Genomic DNA, 20,527 nt, shown 5'->3' on the forward strand with positions numbered 1-20,527 from the left:
CCGGACGCGCCGCTTCCGCGCTTCCCGCCGAGGGGAAGGTCGCCCTCTTCCGCGCGAGGCCCGCAGCAGGGCGCTCAGCCCCGCGCAACGCGAAGACCCCGGCCCGTACGGGCCGGGGTCTTCGCGTTCACCGAAGTTCTACCAGGGGGACCTGTTGGCGCGCAGGCGCTCGAGGGCCTCCTCGAGGATCGCCTTGCCGTCCTTGTCGCTCCTGCGCTCCTTCACGTAGGCCAGGTGCGTCTTGTACGGCTCGTTCTTCGGGGGAGCCGGCGGCGCCGCCTCATCCTGGCCGGCAGGGAGCCCGCAACGGGGGCAGTCCCACGTCTCGGGGACCGCCGCGTCACTGGCGAAGCTGGGGCGCGTCTCATGCATGTTGGCGCACCAGAACGAGACCCGCACTCTCGGAGCTGCCTCGCCGCGCTCGGCCTCCCCCATAGGGCCGGCGCCGACTCGGCTGCCACGGATCGCGTTGCCACTACCCACGGATGAACTCCTCGCTCGATCGCCCCGCGTGCGGCGGGGGGAGAATCACTGTCACGCGTTGACGTGCTGTCAGGGTTTGAGCAGCAGGCCAAGGGCGATGATGCAGACGAACCAGACGATGCCGGTGATGATTGTCAGCCGGTCGAGGTTGCGCTCCACCACCGAGGAACCGCCGAAGCTCGACGAGAAGCCGCCGCCGAACATGTCGGACAGACCTCCGCCCTTACCCTTGTGGAGCAGCACCAGCAGGATCATCAGGCAGCTCGCCAGGATGAGGGCGATGGAGATTCCGATAATCACCGTAGACCCGTTCTTTCAATGCTCAGTTCGCGCGACGATTCAAACTTGCTTCTAGAGGGTACGACCTGCTGTCAAGTCGCACCCTCCGAACGCTCCAGTTAGCCAGACATTTCGCCGAAACGGCAGATCTTGACGTACTCCCCTGCATCGATGCTGGCGCCGCCCACGAGGGCGCCGTCGATGTCGGGCTGAGCCATGATCCCGGCGATGTTGTCAGACTTGACCGAGCCTCCGTAAAGGATACGGATGCCGGCGGCCACTTCGGGCGTGTAGAGCGCGGCGAGTCGTGCTCGGAGCGCGCTGCACACCTCCTGGGCGTCCTGCGGGGTGGCCACCTCGCCGGTACCGATCGCCCAGACCGGCTCGTAGGCCACCACTATCGATTTTGCCTGCTCTTCGGTGACTCTGCGCAGAGCGGCTTCAAGTTGTGACACGCAGTGGGCCACCTGGCCCTGCGCGTGCCGTACCCCGAGGTCCTCGCCGACGCACAGGATCGGCGTCAGTGAGTGCCGGTAGGCGGCCAGGACCTTGGCGTTGACGACGCCGTCGCCCTCGTCGTGGTACTGGCGGCGCTCGGAGTGGCCGACCGTCACGTACGTGCAGCCGAGCTTGGCCAGCATCGCGCCGGACACGTCGCCGGTGTAGGCGCCGGCCTCATGCTGGGAGAGGTCCTGCGCGCCGTACACGATGCGCAGCTTGTCGCCGTCGACCAGCGTCTGCACGCTGCGCAGGTCGGTGAACGGCGGCAGCACCGCCACCTCGACCTTGTCGAAGTCCTTGTCGTTCAGCGCGAAGGCGAGCTTCTGGACCAGCGCGATGGCCTCGAGGTGGTTGAGGTTCATCTTCCAGTTGCCGGCGATGAGCGGCTTGCGTGTGGTCAACGCCCGCTCACCACGCATCCGCTCTCGGCGCGTCGGTTTCGCTGCACGTCAGTCCTCCAGGACGGCCAGACCGGGCAGGGTCTTGCCTTCGAGATACTCGAGGCTAGCCCCACCACCGGTGGAAATGTGGGAGAAGCCGTCCTCCGGCAAGCCGAGCCGGCGTACGGCTGCCGCCGAGTCGCCGCCGCCCACCACGGTGAAGGCCTCGGAAGCGACCAACGCCTCGGCCACCGCACGAGTTCCGCCGGCGAACGCGTCGAACTCGAACACGCCCATGGGGCCGTTCCAGAAGACGGTGCGCGCGTCGGCCAGCCTGCTCGCGAACAGCTCGCGGCTGCGCGGGCCGATGTCGAGCCCCTGCCGGTCGGCGGGGATCTTGTCGGCGTCGACCACCTCGTGGCCGGCGTCCTCGGCGAAGTGGGTGGCGGCCAGCACGTCGACGGGCAGCAGCAGCTCGACGCCGCGCTTGGCCGCCTCGTCGAGGAAGCCGCGCACCTGGTCGAGCTGGTCCTCCTGCAGCAGCGACGCCCCGACCTCGTGACCCTGGGCCTTGAGGAAGGTGTAGGCCATGCCGCCGCCGATGAGCAGCCTGTCGACCTTGGTGAGCAGGTTGGCGATGACGCCGAGCTTGTCGGAGACCTTCGCGCCGCCCAGCACGACCACGTAGGGCCGCGCCACGTCCTCGGTGAGCCTCCTGAGCACCTCGACCTCGGCCACGATGAGCCTGCCCGCCGCGTGCGGCAGCAGCTGCGGCACGTCGTAGACGCTGGCGTGCTCGCGGTGCACGGCGCCGAAGCCGTCGCCGACGTACAGCTCGGCCAGGGCGGCCAGCCGCTCGGCGAAGGCGCGCCTGACCGCGTCGTCCTTGGACTCCTCGCCCGGGTCGAAGCGGAGGTTCTCCAGCAGGGCCACCTGGCCGTCCTGGAGTCGCTCGACCGTCTCGGTGCCGATCACCTCGGGCGAGAAGGCGACCTCCTGGCCCAGCAGCTCGCCCAGGCGCTTGGCGACCGGCCCGAGGGAGTACTTCGGGTTCGGCTCACCCTTCGGACGGCCCAGGTGGGCGCAGACGACGACCTTCGCGCCGCGCTCCACCAGAGTGCTGATCGTCGGCACCGACGCGCGGATGCGGCCGTCGTCGGTGATCGTCTCCCCGTCGAGGGGGACGTTGAGGTCGGCGCGCACCAGGACGCGCCGGCCCTTCACGTCGAGATCGTCGAGCGTGCGCATCAGAGGTCAGCGCCCACCAGCTGGATCAGGTCGGCGAGGCGGTTGGAGTAGCCCCACTCGTTGTCGTACCAGCCGACGACCTTCACCTGGTTGCCGATGACCTTGGTCAGGCCGGCGTCGAAGATGCAGGAGGCCGGGTCGGTGACGATGTCGCTGGAGACGATCTCGTCCTCGGTGTAGGTCAGGATGCCCTTGAGCGGGCCCTCGGCGGCGGCCTTGACGGCGGCGTTGACCTCCTCGACGGTGACCTCGCGAGCCAGGTCGACGGTCAGGTCGGTGGCCGAGCCCGTGGGGATCGGCACGCGCATCGCGAAACCGTCGAGCTTGCCCTTCAGCTCGGGCAGCACCAGGCCGATGGCCTTGGCGGCGCCGGTCGAGGTCGGGACCACGTTGAGCGCGGCGGCGCGGGCGCGGCGCAGGTCCTTGTGCGGGCCGTCCTGCAGGTTCTGGTCCTGCGTGTAGGCGTGGATGGTGGTCATCAGCCCCTTCTCGATGGTGAAGGCGTCGTGGATGACCTTGGCCATCGGGGCCAGGCAGTTGGTGGTGCAGGAGGCGTTGGAGATGATCGCGTGCGCGGCGGGGTCGTACTTGTCGTGGTTGACACCCATCACGATGGTGATGTCCTCGCCCTTGGCGGGCGCGGAGATGATCACCTTCTTGGCGCCGTTGTCGGCGTGCACCTTGGCCTTGGCGGCGTCGGTGAACAGGCCGGTCGACTCCACCACGACGTCGACGCCAAGGTCGCCCCAGGGCAGCTTGGCGGGGTCGCGCTCCTCGAAGACCTTGATGGCCTTGCCGTCAACGGTGATCTCGTCACTGCTGGCCTTCACCTCGTACGGCAGGCGGCCCAGGATGCTGTCGTACTTCAGCAGGTGGGCGAGCGTCGCGTTGTCGGTCAGGTCGTTGACCGCGACGATCTCGATGTCCTTGCCGCTGGCGGCGACCGCTCGCCAGAAATTGCGGCCGATGCGACCGAAGCCGTTGACGCCTACGCGGATGCTCACGGAACCGTCTCCTCGTACATGAATGGCGGGCTGAAACCTCTGCAAACACTATCGGACCCAAATTGGTTTAGACCACGTGAGGTCCCGTCCGGTTTTTCCTCGATCACCACACGTCATTTGCCCCGGTCGAGTAAAGTGCCCGACTCGTTACCGTCAAATCCCCTCATTTCCTAGGACCTCATCACCATGAGCCAGCAGAAGTCAGGTCTGGTACCCGGCACCCTCATGGGCCTGGTGGCCATGCTCGTCGGCGCCGGTCTCCACGGGACGGTCATCGGCATCACCGAATACAACCTCGGCGTCGTCGCGGTGCTGGTAGGCGTGCTCGTCGGGCTCGGCATGACGGCCGTCCAACCGTCCAGCGCGGTCCTGCCCGTCCTGGCCGCCCTGTACGGCGCCGCCGGAGCCGCCCTCGGCACCACGATCGGCGTGACCGTGCTCACCGTGAAGGCCGCCCCCGGCACCGGCTACCTGGCCGCCGCCCGCACGGTCGTCACGCGGTTCGACCAGGTGATCCAGAAGGACCCGGTGATCGCGCTGTTCTGGGTGATCAGCGCGGTGGCGGCCTTCGCGTTCGTGAACAAGCGGGTCAGAGCGGTCAGGGCGGCCCGGGAGGCCGCCGCGTCGCAGCCGCCCGCCGTACCCGCCGAGGAGCCGGTCGACCTGTTCACGCCGCGGAACCGCTGAGCTCCCCCGCCCGGTTTCGCCCCGGTCCGGGGAGGCTCCGCCCGCTTCACCCCAGAACCGCCGAAGTCACCCCGGATCGCGAAGCTCCACCCGAAGCCCCCACACCACCGGCCACCGCCGCCCCACTCCGAACCCGCTGACCTGCACGTGAGCGGCTCCACTCCGAAGCCCGCGGGCCTATGTGCGTGGCCCCAGCCCGTTCCCAGGCCCGGCATGCCTGACCCCGACGCACGGCCCTCCAGCGCGGACAGGAGGCGCTTTCAAGCTGGGCATCCTGCGCCGCGGCCACAGTGCCGCACGTCCACACGGCCATCGGCGGCTCTCGACCCGTGACCTGAGAGCCCCCGCGACACCCTCTACGCGACCTGGCACCTCACACGTCGCCTCCGGACCGGCAGGTCACGCCCAGCGAGCAGTCTCACCGCGCCGTGGAGACCGGCAAACCGCGGACGCCGACCCGCGGCGCCCCCGGGTCACGGAGCCATCATCTCCACCGTGAGGTTGGCCTCGGTGTTGGGGATCCCCAGGTCGGAGGCGCGCTTGTCGGCCATCGCCAGCAACCGCCTGATGCGGCCCGCGATGGCGTCCTTGGTCAGCGGCGGGTCGGCGATCTGGCCCAGTTCCTCGAGCGAGGCCTGCTTGTGCTCGACGCGGAGCCGTCCCGCGACGACCAGGTGCTCGGGGGCGTCGTCACCGAGGATCTCCAGCGCCCGCTGCACCCGCGCGCCGGCGGCCACGGCCGCGCGCGCCGAACGCCGCAGGTTGGCGTCGTCGAAGTTGGCGAGCCGGTTGGCGGTGGCCCGCACCTCGCGGCGCATCCGCCGCTCCTCCCACGCCAGCACGCTGTCGTGGGCGCCCAGCCTGGTCAGCAGCGCGCTGATCGCGTCGCCGTCCCGCACCACCACCCTGTCGACACCGCGCACCTCGCGCGCCTTGGCGTGGATCTTGAGCCGTCGCGCCGAGCCTACCAGCGCGAGCGCCGCCTCGGGCCCCGGGCAGGTGACCTCCAGCGACATCGAACGGCCGGGCTCGGTCAGCGAGCCGTGGGCGAGGAAGGCCCCGCGCCAGGCCGCCTCCGCGTCGCAGGAGGCACCGGCCACCACCTGGCGCGGCAGACCCCGTACCGGGCGGCCGTGGTTGTCGATCAGGCCGGTCTGCCTGGCCAGCGCCTCGCCGTCGCGGTAGACGCGCACGACGTAGCGCGAGCCCTTGCGCAGCCCGGCGGGGGCGAGCACCAGCACCTCGGCCTTGTGGCCGAAGACCTCGCCGATGTCCTTGATCAGCCGGCGTGCGGTGGCGTTGGTGTCGAGCTCGGCCTCGATCACGATGCGCCCGCCCACGAGGTGCAGCCCGCTCGCGAAGCGCAGCAGCGTGGACACCTCGGCCTTGCGGCAGCAGGGCTTGAGCACCGGCAGTCGGCTCAGCTCGTCCTTCACCACACCTGTCATTGCCATAAGCGTTAGTCCTCCCCCATACAGACCGGCTCCCAAGAAGTCTCTCGCACCTTCGCACGGCGCCGACCAGGATCAACGCTTCTGGAGGAAAATCTCGTCCAGGACGGAGGCAAGACGTCGTGGGTCATGCCTCGGCGAGCCGTCCTCGGCCGCCACGACGGCCGTCACGAGCCTGCCGCCGAGCGCGGCCGCGGCCTTCTCCAACGCGTCGCGGTCGTCGACCACGCCCGTGTCGGCCAGGACCACGTCCACCGTGAGGTCGGGCGCGTGCTGCCTGAGCACCTCCAGGTGCTGCTGGGGGGAGAAGTCGTCGGTCTCACCGGGCTGCGGCGCCAGGTTGAGCGTCACCAGCCGCTTGGCCCTGGTCACGTGGAGCGCCTCGGCCAGCTCGGGGACCTTCAGGTGCGGCAGCACGCTGGTGAACCACGATCCCGGGCCGAAGACCACCCAGTCGGCCTCGCGGATCGCCTGGACGGCCTCGGGACGCGCGGGAGGATCCTCGGGGACCAGCGAGATGGCCTGGACCCTGCCGGGCGTGAGCGCGCACGCCACCTGGCCGCGGACGGTCGAGATCACACCGTCGAGCTCGACCTCGGCGACGATGTCGAGCGGTACCGAGGCCATCGGCAGCACCCTGCCGTGCGCGCCGAGCAGCCGCCCCACCCAGTCGAGGCCCGCCACGGGGTCGCCGAGCAGTTCCCACAGCGCCACGATCAGCAGGTTGCCGACGGCGTGCCCGTGCAGCTCGCCCTCGCTCCTGAACCGGTGCTGGACGACCTCGCTCCAGGTGCTGCCCCACTCGTCGTCGCCGCACAGCGCGGCCAGCGCCATGCGCAGGTCTCCGGGCGGCAGCACGCCGAGCTCACGCCTGAGCCTGCCGCTGGAGCCGCCGTCGTCGGCGACGGTCACGACGGCGGTCAGCTCGTCGGTCACGCTCCGCAGCGCCGAGAGCGAGGCGTAGAGGCCGTGCCCGCCGCCGAGTGCCACCACCTTCGGCCCGCGGCCCGCCCGCCCGGCGGCGGGAGCCCACGGGTCCTCTCGAAGGTCACCATCCGGACCGCGCATATCCGCCCGAACCTCGCCATCAGTACCTTGCGCCGCCAACCGCACCTCACTACCCGGACCTCGCAGGGACAACCACACCCGACCACCGTGCTCCCGTAAGGACCATCGGGCCCGGCCACCGGGATCCTGCCGGGACGACCACACCCGGCCGCCGGGATCCCCTACGCACCGCCTTGTCCAGCCACCGGGCCCCCACCCGGACGACCGCACCCGGCCGGCGGAATCCCGGGCAGGCCACCGCACCCGGCCACCGGAGCCCCAGCAGGACGACCACGCCTGCCCACCGGAATCACGCACGGACGCCCCCGTCCCAGCACCGCGATCCCGCAGGGGCGGCGACGCCAGGTCGCCCTCACCCCGTGCCGACACCCCCGCACGGCCACCCGGCCCCCGCGAGGACGGCCGGGCCCCGGCATCCGGGGCCCTGGTCTCGCGACCGGCTACGCTCGCCTGCCCATCCGTCACTCCCGGCCCACATCCCGGTGACTCACCTGGACCTCCATGCCGCGGTCACGCAACCGGGCGCCGAACTGCTCGGCCATGGCCACGCTGCGGTGCTTGCCGCCCGTGCAGCCCACCGCCAGCGTCGCGTAGCTCTTGCCCTCACGCGCGTATCCGGCCGCGACGATCTTGAAGGCCTCCTCGTAGGCGTCGAGGAACTCCTTGGCGCCCGCCTGCCCGAGGACGTAGTCGCGTACCGGGACGTCGAGGCCGTTCATCGGCCGCAGTTCGGGCACCCAGTGCGGGTTGGGCAGGAAGCGGCAGTCGACGACGAGATCGGCGTCGACCGGCAGGCCGTACTTGAAACCGAAGGAGACGACGTTCACCCGCAGCCCCGGCCGGTCGTCGCCGCCGAAGTAGGCGACGATCTTGTTGCGCAGCTCGTGGACGTTGTGGGCGGAGGTGTCGATCACCAGGTCGGCGTTGGCGCGCACCTCGCGTAGGATGCCGCGCTCGCGCGCGATGCCGTCGACCAGCCGGCCCTCGCCCTGCAGCGGGTGCGGCCTGCGGACGTTCTCGAACCTGCGCACCAGCTCCTCGTCACTGGCCTCGAGGAAGACGACCCGGACGCGCACGCCGCGGGCCTCCAGTTCCTCGATCGCGGCGTTGAGGTCGGTGGTGAAAGCGAGGCTCCGCACATCGACCACGGCCGCCACCTTGTCGGCGGCCAGCTTCACCCTGCCCGCCTCCTCCGCCATGGCGAACAGCAGACCAGGCGGCAGGTTGTCGATGACGAACCAGCCCAAATCCTCCAGCGCCTTGGCCGCGGTGCTACGTCCGGCGCCTGACATGCCGGTCACGATGACGAACGCGGTCTCGGCGCGTCCTTGATGTTCTGGGCTGCTCATAACCCTCACTCCTGGGCAAACCTTGACACGATCACCTCTGCGGTCGCGCGGCCGATGCCGGGGACCTCGCAGATCTCGGCCACGGTGGCCTCACGTAGCCGCTTCACGGAGCCGAAATGCTTGAGCAACGCCTGCCTGCGCGCCGGGCCGAGGCCAGGCACTCCGTCGAGCGCGCTCTCCTTCACCGTCTTGGACCGCTTGGATCGATGGTAGGTGATGGCGAAGCGATGCGCCTCGTCACGCACCCGTTGCAGCAGGTAGAGACCCTGGCTGGCGCGCGGCAGGATGACCGGCTGGTCGTCTCCGGGCAGCCAGACCTCCTCGAGCCGCTTGGCGAGGCCGCACACCGCGACGTCGTCGATGCCGAGCTCGTCGAGCGCCCGCTGCGCCGCCGCGGCCTGCGGTCCCGCGCCGTCGACCACGACCAGGTTGGGCGGGTAGGCGAACTTGCGCGGCTTGCCGGTCTCGGGGTCGATCGGCCCGTGCCCGTGATCGTCCTCCGCCGTCAGCTCACCGGTGGCCGAACGCTCCTCCAGGTAGCGCTTGAACCTGCGGGTGATCACCTCGTGGATCGAGGCGACGTCGCCCTCCTTGGTCCGTACGGCGAAGCGGCGGTACTCGCTCTTGCGGACCAGGCCGTCCTCGAACACCACCATCGACGCCACGACGTTCTCCCCCTGCAGGTGGGAGACGTCGTAGCACTCGATGCGCAGCGGCGCCTGGTCGAGGTCGAGCGCGTCGGCGATCTCCTGCAGCGCCTGGCTGCGCGTCGTCAGGTCGCCGGCCCTGCGCAGCTTGTGCTGGGCCAGCGCCTCCTTGGCGTTGCGCTCGACGGTCTCCATCAGCGACTTCTTGTCGCCCCGCTGCGGCACCCGCAGCTCCACCCTGGCGCCGCGCTGCTCGCCCAGCAGCTCGGTGACGGCCGCGGCGTCCGGCGGCAGCGCCGGCACCAGCACCTCCCTGGGGATGTCGCCCTCGGCGTAGATCTGCAGCAGGAAGTGCTCGACCAGCTCGCCTGGCGTGGTCTCCTCGACCTTGTCGACGACCCAGCCGCGCTGACCCTTGATGCGCCCGCCGCGTACGTAGAACACCTGGACGGCCGCCTCCAGGGGATCCTCGGCCAGGGCGATCACGTCGGCGTCGGTGGCGTCGCCGAGCACGACGGCCTGCTTCTCCAGCGCGCGTTGCAGCGCCTGGATGTCGTCGCGGATGCGGGCGGCGCGCTCGTACTCCTGCTCGGCGGCCGCGGCGCGCATCTCCTGTTCGAGCCGTTTGATGAAGCGCCCGGTGTTGCCGGCCATGAAGTCGCAGAAGTCCTCGGCCAGATCGCGGTGCTCCTGCGGGCTCACCCTGCCGACGCAGGGGGCCGAGCACTTGTCGATGTAGCCGAGCAGGCACGGCCTGCCGATCTGACCGGCCCGCTTGAAGACCCCGGCCGAGCAGGTGCGCACGGGGAAGACCCGCAGCAGCAGGTCGACGGTCTCGCGGATGGCCCAGGCGTGGGAGTAGGGGCCGAAGTAGCGGGTGCCCTTCTTCTTCGCGCCGCGCATCACCTGCACGCGCGGGAAGTCCTCGCCCATGGTGACCGCGAGATAGGGGTAGGACTTGTCGTCGCGGTACTTGACGTTGAAGCGCGGGTCGAACTCCTTGATCCAGGAGTATTCGAGCTGGAGAGCCTCGACCTCGGTGCCGACGATGGTCCAGTCGACGCTCGCCGCGGTGGTGAGCATGGTCTGCGTGCGCGGATGGAGCCCGGCGAAGTCGGCGAAGTAGGAGTTGAGCCGCTGGCGCAGGCTCTTGGCCTTGCCCACGTAGATCACCCGGGCGTTGGCGTCCCGGAACCGGTAGACCCCGGGGGAATCGGGGATCGATCCCGGCTTGGGACGGAAACTCAAGGTGCTCGCCACGTTCAAGAGCCTATAGGCCGCCACCGACAACCAAGCGCGATCCAGCCTCCGCCCAGCGGACGGTCAACCGCGGCCGTCGACGGCGCGGTCTCGGGGCCTAACATCCAGCCGCCCCGCCGAGGGAGCGGCCCGGTCCGCCGCGCCCCGAGCGTGCCGCTCACCGTCGTAATGGCACCGCGCGCCCGCCGTACCCGAAGGCCCTTCGGGCACGGCGGGCGACACCTCACGCCAGCGCGATCGAGTCCCCGTCGACCTTGATCGGCACCTCGCCCAGCGGCTCGGTCGCCGGACCGTTCTTGACCGACCCGTCCTCGATGCTGAACTTGCTCCCGTGGCAGGCGCAGTCGATCGTCCCGTTGCCCACCGACGTCACCGGGCACCCCTTGTGGGTGCAGATCGCGCTGAAGCACTTGAACTGCCCGGCGGCCGGCTGGGTGACGACGACCTTCTGCTCCTTGAAGATCGCCCCTCCGCCGACCGGGACGTCGGCGGCCGTCGTGAGGGCACCGCCGCCCGAGCCGGTCGACGCCGGTGCCGCTGACGAGGCCGACGCCGACGGGGCCGCCGAGCTTTCCTGCGCCTGGGGCGCCGCGCTGGTCGCGCCGCCGTCGCCGCCGCACGCGGCGAGCACCATGGTGAGGCCGCCCGCTCCCACGCCGGCGATGACGGTCCTGCGGCTGTGAAGGTCTTCTGCCATGCGGCCCAACCAACCGCAGACTGCTGAGAAAATTGTGAAAGAAGGTGCGTTATGCCAACGAGATGCTGCCGCCGTCGACGGTGATCTTCTTCTCGGCCAGAGGCTTGGTCGCCGGGCCGTTGGCGACCGAGCCGTCGGCGATGTTGTACCTGCTGCCGTGACACGGGCAGTTGATCGTGCCGTCCGAGACGTCGTCGACCGTGCATCCCTGGTGGGTGCACACGGCCGTGAAGCACTTGAACTCGCCTGCCGTGGGCTGCGTGACCACGACCTTCTTGTCGGCGAAGACCTTGCCGCCGCCCTCGGGGATGTCGGCCGTGCCGGTCAGCTCGCCACCGCCCGCCTTCTTGCCGGGCGAGGCGGCCGATCCCGGCTCGGCCGACTGCTCCTGACCCGCTCCGCTCGCCGCGGGTTCGGCCACCACGTCGCCCGAGGGCTGGCCGTATCCCGCGCACGCGGTGAGCAACACCCCCAGGCCGGCCCCTCCGGCTCCCAGCACCACCGCGCGGCGTGTCGTCTCTGCCATGGTCACCCTCCCGGGAATCGCTGTCTCTGTCAGGTACGGCCGGCGCGACCGCACCGGTTCAGCCTCTCCTCAACCAGCGCTCGGGTCCATGCACATTTACCGTTTTCCCCTACAGAATGACGATGCCGTCACCCTCGACCTTGACCGCGAACTCCGCCAGCGGGCCCGTCGCGGGGCCCTTCAGGCACTTGCCCGTGTCGGCGGCGAACTCGCTGCCGTGGCAGGGGCAGGTCATGACGCCGTCCTGGGGCCGGTTCACCGAGCAGCCGCGGTGCGGGCACCTGGCGGTGAACGCCTTGAACACCCCCGACGTGGGCTGGGTGATCACGATCTTCCACTCCTGGATCACCTTGCCGCTGCCCACGGGCACGTCGGCCTTCTTGGCGATGACCTTGCCCTTGATACCCGGCGGCACCACCGCCTTCGCGGACCCGTCGGAGGTGCCGCAGCCCGCCAGCGCGACGCCGCACACGGCCACGCCCGTCGCGCCCAGCATCTCGCGCCGCCCGATCGCGGGCATGCCGCCGCCCTGCTCCTCGCCTGCCATGTGCCCCCTCCACCTTCCCCCGTCGCCCATGTCAGGCCGGGCCTTTACCTGTTCTTAAGCCTATTGAGACCACCCCTCGGTCCCGCATCCGGCCCCGCCGCGGGCAGGCGGCACTGCGGTCAGCGGTCAGCGGATGGTGCGCCGATGGTCAGCGGCTGCCCGGATGGTGTGGCCATGACGATCACAACCACTCCCCGCCCGCGCGGGGAGCACGCCTCCCGGCCGCGCTGGTGGCGGCGTCCCTGGGTGGCGCCGCTCGGCGTCGTGGCCCTCACGTTCGTCGCGTTCTCGCTGCCGCCGTACGTCTCGCTCGATCCCGCGCTCTCCCGGGTGCCCTCACCGCATCTCTGGTACTACGCCGTGCTGTCCGTGCACGTGCTGCTCGGATCGATCGCGATGCTGGCCTGCTGCCTACAGGTGTGGCCGTGGTTCCGGCAGCGGTACCGGCGCGCGCACCGTATCGTCGGCCGCGTGTACGTGCTGGCCCAGCTGCCGGCGGGCGTGCTGGCGCTGGTGCTGGCGTGGGCGACACCGTTCGGGCCGGTGGCGATGGCCAGCTCCCTGCTCATGGCGCCGCTGTGGCTGGCCTGCACGATCGCCGGATGGCGGATGGCCAGGCAGCGCCGGTTCGCCGAGCATCGGCGCTGGATGATCCGCAGCTTCGCCCTCACCATGTCGATCATCACGAACCGGATCTGGGGACTCGTCGCGATGGTGCTGCTGCTCCCCTCGGCCCCCGCGGGCGGTGAGGAGCAGCTCATGCAGACGGTCGCGGGCCTGAGCACGTGGCTGGGCTGGACCATCCCGCTGCTGGTCGCCGAATGGTGGCTGCAGCGCGGCCGCACCGCCCGCTGAGAGGAGGGGGGCGGCGCCCCGCCGCCCCCCTCGCCTCGCCGTCCCGTCAGACGGACAGGATCTTCCGCAGGAAGCGGCCGGTGTGGCTCTCGTCCACCAGCGCCACCTCTTCTGGCGTGCCCGACGCGACCAGCGTGCCGCCGCGGGAGCCGCCCTCGGGGCCCATGTCGATGATCCAGTCGGCGGTCTTGATGACGTCGAGGTTGTGCTCGATCACGATCACCGTGTTGCCGCCGTCGACCAGTCGCCCGAGCACGCCGAGCAGCCGCCTGATGTCCTCGAAGTGCAGGCCCGTGGTCGGCTCGTCGAGGACGTAGATCGTGCGGCCCGTCTGGCGCCGCTGCAGCTCGGAGGCGAGCTTGACGCGCTGCGCCTCACCGCCCGACAGCGTGGTGGCCGGCTGGCCGAGCCGTACGTAGCCCAGGCCCACGTCGTTGAGCGTCTGCAGGTGCCGCTTGATCGCCGGGATGGCCTCGAAGAACGACAGCGCCTCCTCGATCGGCATGTCGAGGACCTCGGAGATGGTCTTGCCCTTGTAGTGGACCTCCAGCGTCTCCCTGTTGTAGCGGGCGCCGTGGCAGACCTCGCAGGGGACGTAGACGTCCGGCAGGAAGTTCATCTCGATCTTGATGGTGCCGTCGCCGGCGCACGCCTCGCAGCGGCCGCCCTTGACGTTGAAGCTGAAGCGGCCGGGCTGGTAGCCGCGCACCTTCGCCTCGGTGGTGGCCGCGAACAGCTTGCGGATGTGGTCGAAGACGCCCGTGTAGGTCGCCGGGTTGGAGCGGGGCGTACGGCCGATCGGCGACTGGTCGACGTGGACGACCTTGTCGACCAGGTCCATGCCGTTGACCCTGGAGTGGCGGCCGGGCACCGTGCGGGCGCCGTTGAGCTCCTTGGCCAGGGCGTTGTAGAGGATGTCGTTGACCAGCGTCGACTTGCCCGAGCCCGACACGCCGGTGACGGCGGTGAACACGCCGAGAGGGAAGTCGATGTCGACGCCCTTCAGGTTGTGCTCGCGCGCGCCCTTCACGGTGATCTGCCGCTTCTTGTCGCGCTGGCGGCGCTTGCCGGGGATCGCGATCGACCTGCGGCCCGACAGGTAGGCGCCGGTCAGCGACTCCTCGTTGGCGAGCAGGTCCTGGACGGTGCCCGAGACGACGACCTGGCCGCCGTGCTCGCCCGCGCCGGGGCCGATGTCGACCACCCAGTCGGCGGCGGCGATCGTGTCCTCGTCGTGCTCGACCACGATCAGCGTGTTGCCCATGTCGCGCAGCCTGATGAGGGTGTCGAGCAGCCGCATGTTGTCGCGCTGGTGCAGGCCGATGGACGGCTCGTCGAGGACGTAGAGCACGCCGACCAGGCCCGAGCCGATCTGCGTGGCCAGGCGGATGCGCTGCGCCTCACCGCCGGCCAGCGTGCCGGCGGCGCGGTCCATGGTGAGGTAGTCGAGGCCGACGTCGAGCAGGAAGCCCATGCGGGCGTTGATCTCCTTGACCACCTGCTCGGCGATGTGCATGTCGCGCTCGGACAGCCGCAGCCCCGCCAGGAACTTGGCGCACTCGCCGATCGACATGCGCGAGACCTCGGCGATGGACCTGTCGGCGACCGTGACGGCCAGCGAGACGGGCTTGAGCCTGGCGCCCTTGCAGGCCGGGCACGGGATCTCCCGCATGTAGCCCTCGAAGCGCTCGCGCATGGAGTCGCTCTCGGCCTCGGCGTGCCGGCGCTGCACCCACGGGATGACGCCCTCGTAGGTGGTGTAGTACGAGCGCTGCCGGCCGTACCTGTTGCTGTAGCGGACGTGGACCTGCTCGTCGTGGCCGTACAGCAGCGCCTTCTGCGCCTTCTTCGGCAGCCGCTCCCACGGGGTGTCGAGGTTGAAGCCCATGGCCAGCCCGAGCGCCTCGATGAGGCGGATGAAGTACTCGCTGGTGTGGCCGCCCGCCCACGGGTTGAGCGCGCCGTCACCCAGCGTCTTCTCCGGGTCGGGCACGACGAGGTCGGGGTCGACCTCCATCTTCGTGCCGAGCCCCGTGCACTCGGGGCAGGCGCCGAAGGGCGAGTTGAAGGAGAACGAGCGCGGCTCGAGCTCCTCGAACGACAGGTCGTCGTAAGGGCAGTAGAGGTGCTCGGAGTAGAAGCGCTCGCGACCAGGGTCGTCGTCGGGCAGGTCGACGAACTCCAGCGTGATCGTGCCGCCGGACAGCTGCAGCGCCGTCTCCACCGAGTCGGTGAGCCGCCGGCGCGCGGACTCCTTCACCGACAGCCGGTCGACGATGACCTCGATGTCGTGCTTCTCGTACTTCTTCAGCGTCGGCGGCTCCTCCAGGCGGATCACCGTGCCGTCGACCCTGGCCCTGGCGTACCCCTTGGTCTGCAGCTCGCGGAACAGCTCGGCGTACTCGCCCTTGCGGCCCCTGACGACCGGAGCGAGCACCTGGAAGCGGGTGCCCTCTTCCAGTTCCATCACCCTGTCGACGATCTGCTGCGGCGTCTGCCTGGCGATCGGGCGGGCGCAGGCCGGACAGTGGGGCTTGCCGATGCGCGCCCACAGCAGTCGCAGATAGTCGTAGACCTCGGTGATCGTGCCGACCGTGGAGCGGGGGTTACGGCTGGTGGACTTCTGGTCGATGGAGACCGCGGGGGAAAGGCCCTCGATGAAGTCGACGTCGGGCTTGTCCATCTGGCCCAGGAACTGGCGGGCGTAGGAGGACAGGGACTCCACGTAGCGGCGCTGACCCTCGGCGAAGATCGTGTCGAAGGCCAGGCTCGACTTGCCCGAGCCGGACAACCCGGTGAAGACGATCAGGGAGTCTCGCGGAAGGTCGAGCGAGACGTCCTTGAGGTTGTGTTCTCGTGCGCCACGCACGATCAAACGGTCTGCCACGGTGATCCCGACGTCGAAGGTGTTGATAGGTCCACGGGGGATGGTAGAGGGAGGGTCCGACAATTTTCGGGGGCCCGCTCTGCCCCGCCGGAAACTTCCCTCACCAGGGTACGGCTTTCTGCCGAGCCGGTACCGGTCCTTGCATGGTCAACCACGGGAGCTGCGGCATTATGCCCGCATGACCGTTCTCGCCGCGCTGCGCGCGGAGCTCGCCGCCGCCACGGACCGCCTGCTCGCCACGGTCGGCGCGCTCGACGACGCCGAGGTCGCCGCGCCGTCCCTGCTGCCCGGTTGGAGCAGGGGCCACGTCATCACCCATGTCGCCCGCAACGCCGACGGCCTCGGCAACCTGCTGACCTGGGCCAGAACCGGCGTCGAGACACCGCAGTACCCCGATCGCGCCAGGCGGACGGCCGACATCGAGGCGGGTGCCGGCCGCCCCGCCGCCGAGCAGCGCGCCGACCTGGCCGCCGGCGCCGCGCGGCTGGCCGCCGCCATCGAGGAGCTGCCCGAGCAGGCGTGGTCGGCGCGGGTCTCGGCGCTCATGCCGCCCCCGCACCCCACCTGGTACGTCCTGGTACGGCGGGTGCGAGAGCTGGAGCTCCACCATGTGGACCTGGGGGCGGGATACACCCCCGCCGACTGGCCGGACGCGTTCGTGCGCAGGGAACTGCACGACAGTCTGGCCTGCTGGCCGTACGGCGAGAGCACGGTCGGCGGCATCGTGGTGACCGCCCCCGTGGGTGAGTGGAGCGACCTGGGGAAGGGGCCGGTGGTGCGAGGCGAGGCGCGTGATGTGCTCGCCTGGCTGACCGGCCGGTCGGCGGGGCAGGGCATTAGGGTGGTGCCGGAGGAGCCGGGCGCCGCCCCCGCGGAGGTACCTCCGCCGCCGCCGTGGCTGACCATGCCCGCTCCGGCGGATCTGCCTTCGGCGCCTCCTGACACCTATCCAGAGGAGAGCCCATGAGCTACACCGGCGATGTCCAGGTCGGCGGCCCAGCCGACGTACGTGAGCTGTCCGGGCTGACCATCACCAAGCTCGCCGTGGGTCCGTTCGACAACAACGCCTACCTGCTGCGGTGCACGCGTACCGGCGACGGGCTGATCATCGACGCGGCGGCCGACGCCGACCGGATCCTGGCGCTGATGTCGGACCAGCCGATCTCGGCCGTGGTCACCACGCACCAGCACGGCGACCACTGGCAGGCGCTGGAGCAGGTGGTCAAGGTGACGGGCGCGACGACGATCGCCCATCCGCTCGACGCGCCCGTGCTGCCGGTGCCCGTCGACCGGCTGGTGGAGCACGGTGACCGCATCTCCGTGGGCGTGCTCACGCTCGAGGTGATCCACCTGCGCGGCCACACGCCTGGCTCGGTCGCGTTGCTGTACGACGGGGGCGAGGAGGACGGCCACCACCTGTTCACCGGCGACTCGCTGTTCCCCGGCGGCGTGGGCAACACGGGGAAGGACCCGGTGCGCTTCGAGCAGCTCTACACCGACGTCGTGGAGCGCCTGTTCGACCGGCTGCCCGACGAGACGTGGGTGTACCCGGGCCACGGCAAGGACACCACGCTCGGCGCCGAGCGCCCCTCGCTGCCGGAGTGGAAGGCCCGCGGCTGGTGAGCTCTCCCGGTACGGCAAGCATCCGCCGTACCGGGGCGGCCGCCGCACGGCCGGAGCCCGCGCTCGGGAGCGAGGTCACGGAGAGCCGGCGTCGGGTGTGGCCAGGATGCGGACGACCTTGTCGGCCGCCGCGGCCGGGTCGGCGGTGCTGGCCAGCACCTCGCCCCACGACCACCGGTAGAACCAGCCCTCCGCCAGCGCGACGCAGTCGACGGTCTCGGTCAGCAGACCCGGGCCCTGCTCCCCGCCGACCCGCAGGGACGGCGGGTCGGCGCGCAGGCGCGCCGTCAGGCCGCGCCGCTCCAGCTCCCTGGCCAGCCGGCCGAGAAAATAGGTGCGGGTGTGCTCGCGCATGGTTCCAGTAAACCCGGGCGAGCCCACCCGCAGGAGGGACAGACCTTGATCAGTCGCCGACGCGGGCGGCTTCCTTGCGCTCCTTGCGCTGTTCCCGCTTGAACAGCAGCACCCGGAGCGGGATCGCGGCGACCAGCGCGATCTGCATGGTGGCGCCGACCTGGATCAGCGTGTCGCCACCCTGCGGCCAGGCGGCCCACGCGGTGAGGCAGGCCACGTTGATCATGATCCAGGCGAGCACCACGGCCGCGAGCTGGCCCTTGGGCTTGGGGTACTCGATGCGGCTGACCATCAGCCACGCGACGCCGAGCACGGCGGCCAGCGAGAACCAGTTGGGCTGGAACAGCAGCACGATCGAGACGACCGTCATCGCGCCCATCGGGATCGGCAGGCCCATGAAGTCGCCGCTCTTGGTCTTGACGCAGGCGAAGCGGGCCAGCCGTACGCATCCGGCGATGAGCACCGACGCCGCCGCCAGGATGACGGCCGTCAGCGGCAGCTTGCCGGTGAAGCCGCCCCAGATCACCACCATGAAGGCGGGCGCGAAGCCGAAGCTGATCACGTCGGCCAGGTTGTCGAGCTCGGCGCCCATCGCGGAGGCGCGGAAGCGCCGCGCGACCAGGCCGTCGAACAGGTCGCACGTGGCGCCGATCAGCAGCAGCACCACGGCGGTGGCGAAGTAGCGCGGGTCGGGCACGAAGCCGGCGCCCGCCTTCAGCGCCTGGATCGCCGACGAGGCGAGGACGCAGACGGCCAGGAAGCCGCACAGCGCGTTGCCCAGGGACAGGGAGTCGGCCGCCGACAGCCTGAAGGCCTTGCCCACAGGGCCGCGCGGCTCCTCTTCTTCGGCCTGCCAGCCACCAGCCTCAGCCGCGGTCAATTCGAGTCACCCCCGCCACCGTCTTCTCGCCGACGCGCACGGCGGGCGAGATCCCTTCGGGAAGGTAGATGTCCACCCGCGAACCGAACCTGATGAGACCGACTCGCTCGGCCTGCGAGACCTTTTCGCCGGAGGTCATGTACGGCACGATCCTGCGCGCCACCGCGCCCGCGATCTGCACCATCTCGATGTCACCGAGCGCGGTCTCGAAATGCCACACCACGCGTTCGTTCTGGTCGCTGTCCTTGTTGAAAGCCGGCAGGAACCCACCCGCCACATGCTGCACGGAGGTGATGGTTCCCGCAAGGGGCGCGCGGTTGACGTGCACGTTGAGGGGGCTCATGAAGATCGCCACCCTGGTGCGGCCGTCCGGCCACGGGTCGATGCTCTGGACGACCCCGTCGGCGGGCGAGAGGATCCTGCCCTCCCCGGGCTCGCGGTCGGGATCGCGGAAGAACCAGAGCATCGCGCCCGTGAGGGCGGTCAGCGGCACGGCCGCGAAACCCCAGCGCCGGTCACGGCTGCTGAGGAAGGTCGTGGCCGTCGCGGCGGCCACGGTCGGGAAGAGCCACGGAGAGACGCCACGGGCCAGCCTGACGCGGCGGCCCTCCTGGCGACTTGCGGAATCGTCTGACACTGACAACCTTTGATGGTGACTACGGACGGGCGCTTTGCCGAGATGTTACAGACTTCGCCTCTGTTACACGAAGCAAAGCGCCTGGGCCACCCTCGCGCTAGCCCTCGTTGGCGCTCGCGGAGGTGGGAATTTCCTTCCCCTTCCGAGCGTCGCTGCGAGACTTCAGCAGACTTGCCACGGTGGTGACGACCATCGTGACTCCGATCACGGTCAGGGACATCCAGATGGGCACTTCAGGAGCCCACGAGACCCCGCTGGCATGCATGGCCTCGAGAATCAGCTTAACCCCGATGAAGCCAAGGATGAACGCCAGGCCGTAGCTGATGTAGACCAGGCGCTGCAGCAGACCACCGAGCAGGAAGTACAGCTGACGCAGGCCCATCAGGGCGAACGCGTTGGCGGTGAAGACGATGAAGGGGTCCTGCGTGAGACCGAAGATCGCGGGGATCGAGTCGAGCGCGAACAGCAGGTCGGTCGTGCCGATCGCCACCATGACGATGAGCATCGGGGTGACCATGCGCTTGCCGTCGATCTTGACGATCACCTTGTGGCCGACGTAGTCGGGCGTGGTGGGGAAGGCCTTGCGCACCCAGCGCAGCAGCGCGTTCTCCTTGAACTCGTCCTCGTCGTCGTGGCCGTGCTGACGGATCAGGTTGATGGCGGTGTAGACGAGGAAGGCGCCGAAGACGTAGAAGAGCCAGCTGAACCGCTGCAGGGCCGCCGCGCCGAGCGCGATGAAGATGCCGCGCATCACCAGCGCCATCAGGATGCCGACGAGCAGCACCCGGTGCTGGTAGACCTTGGGCACGGCGAAACGGCCCATGATGATGAAGAAGATGAAGAGGTTGTCGACGCTCAGGCTGTACTCGGTGATGTACCCGGCGAAGAACTCTCCCGCCGACGAGACGCCCATGGTGAGCCAGAGCACCACCCCGAAGATCATCGCCAGGATGACGTAGAAGGAGACCCAGAAGCCCGCCTGCTTCATGGTGAACTCCCGGGCCTCACCCCGGTCGACGATCCACAGGTCTACGGCGATGACGACCAACAAGCCCACGATGACGGCGATCCAGGCCCACGCAGGTACAACCATACTGATACCAAACCCTCCGGCGCGCATGACAGACGACCGGAGGTCTCTCCCGCCCACTCACCGAGCCGGAC

The 20,527-nt window shown here is 69.9% G+C and carries 21 protein-coding genes; 4 read left to right on the forward strand and 17 right to left on the reverse strand.

The window, feature by feature from the left end:
- Positions 1-138: 138 nt before the first annotated feature.
- From ACWDLG_RS28875 to gap, 5 genes are all read right to left on the reverse strand, one after another.
- Entirely contained in the window at positions 139-483 is a 345-nt protein-coding gene (locus ACWDLG_RS28875; RefSeq protein WP_354907131.1) for an RNA polymerase-binding protein RbpA, read from the reverse strand.
- Positions 484-552: 69 nt separating this feature from the next.
- Positions 553-783, reverse strand: a complete 231-nt coding sequence (secG, locus tag ACWDLG_RS28880) for a preprotein translocase subunit SecG (protein WP_354907132.1) — start codon at positions 781-783, stop codon at positions 553-555.
- A gap of 98 nt (positions 784-881) precedes the next feature.
- A complete protein-coding gene (tpiA, locus tag ACWDLG_RS28885) occupies positions 882-1,664 on the reverse strand; it encodes a triose-phosphate isomerase (protein WP_354907133.1) in 783 nt (260 codons plus the stop codon).
- A 48-nt stretch (positions 1,665-1,712) separates the two neighbouring features.
- A complete protein-coding gene (locus ACWDLG_RS28890) occupies positions 1,713-2,891 on the reverse strand; it encodes a phosphoglycerate kinase (protein ID WP_449925722.1) in 1,179 nt (392 codons plus the stop codon).
- The gene (gap, locus tag ACWDLG_RS28895; protein ID WP_449925724.1) at positions 2,891-3,895 is read right to left on the reverse strand and encodes a type I glyceraldehyde-3-phosphate dehydrogenase; all 1,005 of its coding nucleotides are present in this window, start codon (positions 3,893-3,895) and stop codon (positions 2,891-2,893) included. Before gap ends, ACWDLG_RS28890 begins: the two co-directional genes overlap by 1 nt.
- 186 nt (positions 3,896-4,081) lie before the next feature.
- On the opposite strand from gap, the gene ACWDLG_RS28900 reads away from it, so the two are divergent.
- Positions 4,082-4,582 carry a hypothetical protein gene (locus tag ACWDLG_RS28900; protein WP_449925726.1) on the forward strand — a complete coding sequence of 167 codons (501 nt, stop codon included), beginning with the start codon at positions 4,082-4,084 and terminating at the stop codon, positions 4,580-4,582.
- 473 nt (positions 4,583-5,055) lie between these two features.
- Here the strand turns inward: ACWDLG_RS28900 and whiA are convergent, their stop codons facing one another.
- The 7 genes from whiA to ACWDLG_RS28935 all read right to left on the reverse strand — a co-directional run bounded on the left by whiA (position 5,056) and on the right by ACWDLG_RS28935 (position 12,127).
- Positions 5,056-6,036: a DNA-binding protein WhiA gene (gene whiA, locus ACWDLG_RS28905; protein WP_354907137.1), complete on the reverse strand. Its 981-nt coding sequence runs from the start codon at positions 6,034-6,036 to the stop codon at positions 5,056-5,058.
- Between the two features lie 72 nt (positions 6,037-6,108).
- On the reverse strand, positions 6,109-7,101 hold the full coding sequence (locus ACWDLG_RS28910; RefSeq protein ID WP_449925729.1) for a gluconeogenesis factor YvcK family protein: 993 nt from the start codon (positions 7,099-7,101) through the stop codon (positions 6,109-6,111).
- Between the two features lie 461 nt (positions 7,102-7,562).
- A complete protein-coding gene (gene rapZ, locus ACWDLG_RS28915) occupies positions 7,563-8,450 on the reverse strand; it encodes an RNase adapter RapZ (protein WP_354907139.1) in 888 nt (295 codons plus the stop codon).
- Between the two features lie 5 nt (positions 8,451-8,455).
- On the reverse strand, positions 8,456-10,363 hold the full coding sequence (gene uvrC, locus ACWDLG_RS28920; protein ID WP_449925732.1) for an excinuclease ABC subunit UvrC: 1,908 nt from the start codon (positions 10,361-10,363) through the stop codon (positions 8,456-8,458).
- A gap of 217 nt (positions 10,364-10,580) precedes the next feature.
- Positions 10,581-11,054 (reverse strand): Rieske (2Fe-2S) protein, encoded by a 474-nt coding sequence (locus ACWDLG_RS28925; RefSeq protein WP_449925735.1) that lies wholly within the window; start codon positions 11,052-11,054, stop codon positions 10,581-10,583.
- 49 nt (positions 11,055-11,103) lie between these two features.
- Positions 11,104-11,580 carry a Rieske (2Fe-2S) protein gene (locus ACWDLG_RS28930; RefSeq protein WP_354907142.1) on the reverse strand — a complete coding sequence of 159 codons (477 nt, stop codon included), beginning with the start codon at positions 11,578-11,580 and terminating at the stop codon, positions 11,104-11,106.
- Positions 11,581-11,689: 109 nt separating this feature from the next.
- A complete protein-coding gene (locus ACWDLG_RS28935; RefSeq protein WP_449925739.1) occupies positions 11,690-12,127 on the reverse strand; it encodes a Rieske (2Fe-2S) protein in 438 nt (145 codons plus the stop codon).
- Positions 12,128-12,301: 174 nt separating this feature from the next.
- On the opposite strand from ACWDLG_RS28935, the gene ACWDLG_RS28940 reads away from it, so the two are divergent.
- The gene (locus ACWDLG_RS28940) at positions 12,302-12,982 is read left to right on the forward strand and encodes a DUF2306 domain-containing protein (RefSeq protein WP_449925742.1); all 681 of its coding nucleotides are present in this window, start codon (positions 12,302-12,304) and stop codon (positions 12,980-12,982) included.
- Between the two features lie 46 nt (positions 12,983-13,028).
- On the opposite strand, the gene uvrA is transcribed toward ACWDLG_RS28940, so the two are convergent.
- Complete coding sequence (gene uvrA, locus ACWDLG_RS28945; protein ID WP_449925744.1) at positions 13,029-15,869, reverse strand: excinuclease ABC subunit UvrA; 2,841 nt, start codon at positions 15,867-15,869, stop codon at positions 13,029-13,031.
- A gap of 178 nt (positions 15,870-16,047) precedes the next feature.
- Between uvrA and ACWDLG_RS28950 the strand changes: the two genes are divergently transcribed.
- Together ACWDLG_RS28950 and ACWDLG_RS28955 are read left to right on the forward strand one after the other, a co-directional pair.
- Positions 16,048-16,836 carry a maleylpyruvate isomerase family mycothiol-dependent enzyme gene (locus ACWDLG_RS28950; protein ID WP_449925747.1) on the forward strand — a complete coding sequence of 263 codons (789 nt, stop codon included), beginning with the start codon at positions 16,048-16,050 and terminating at the stop codon, positions 16,834-16,836.
- On the forward strand, positions 16,833-17,492 hold the full coding sequence (locus ACWDLG_RS28955; RefSeq protein WP_449925750.1) for an MBL fold metallo-hydrolase: 660 nt from the start codon (positions 16,833-16,835) through the stop codon (positions 17,490-17,492). The genes ACWDLG_RS28950 and ACWDLG_RS28955 overlap by 4 nt, the downstream gene beginning before the upstream one ends.
- Positions 17,493-17,567: 75 nt before the next feature.
- On the opposite strand, the gene ACWDLG_RS28960 is transcribed toward ACWDLG_RS28955, so the two are convergent.
- The 4 genes from ACWDLG_RS28960 to ACWDLG_RS28975 all read right to left on the reverse strand — a co-directional run bounded on the left by ACWDLG_RS28960 (position 17,568) and on the right by ACWDLG_RS28975 (position 20,456).
- Complete coding sequence (locus ACWDLG_RS28960; protein ID WP_449925753.1) at positions 17,568-17,846, reverse strand: hypothetical protein; 279 nt, start codon at positions 17,844-17,846, stop codon at positions 17,568-17,570.
- 49 nt (positions 17,847-17,895) lie between these two features.
- Positions 17,896-18,726, reverse strand: a complete 831-nt coding sequence (pssA, locus tag ACWDLG_RS28965) for a CDP-diacylglycerol--serine O-phosphatidyltransferase (protein ID WP_354907149.1) — start codon at positions 18,724-18,726, stop codon at positions 17,896-17,898.
- Complete coding sequence (locus tag ACWDLG_RS28970) at positions 18,713-19,363, reverse strand: phosphatidylserine decarboxylase (RefSeq protein ID WP_354907150.1); 651 nt, start codon at positions 19,361-19,363, stop codon at positions 18,713-18,715. Before ACWDLG_RS28970 ends, pssA begins: the two co-directional genes overlap by 14 nt.
- 97 nt (positions 19,364-19,460) lie before the next feature.
- Positions 19,461-20,456 carry a TerC family protein gene (locus ACWDLG_RS28975; protein ID WP_354907151.1) on the reverse strand — a complete coding sequence of 332 codons (996 nt, stop codon included), beginning with the start codon at positions 20,454-20,456 and terminating at the stop codon, positions 19,461-19,463.
- Positions 20,457-20,527 lie beyond the last annotated feature (71 nt).

It is taken from the genome of Nonomuraea sp. NPDC003727 (assembly GCF_053586935.1).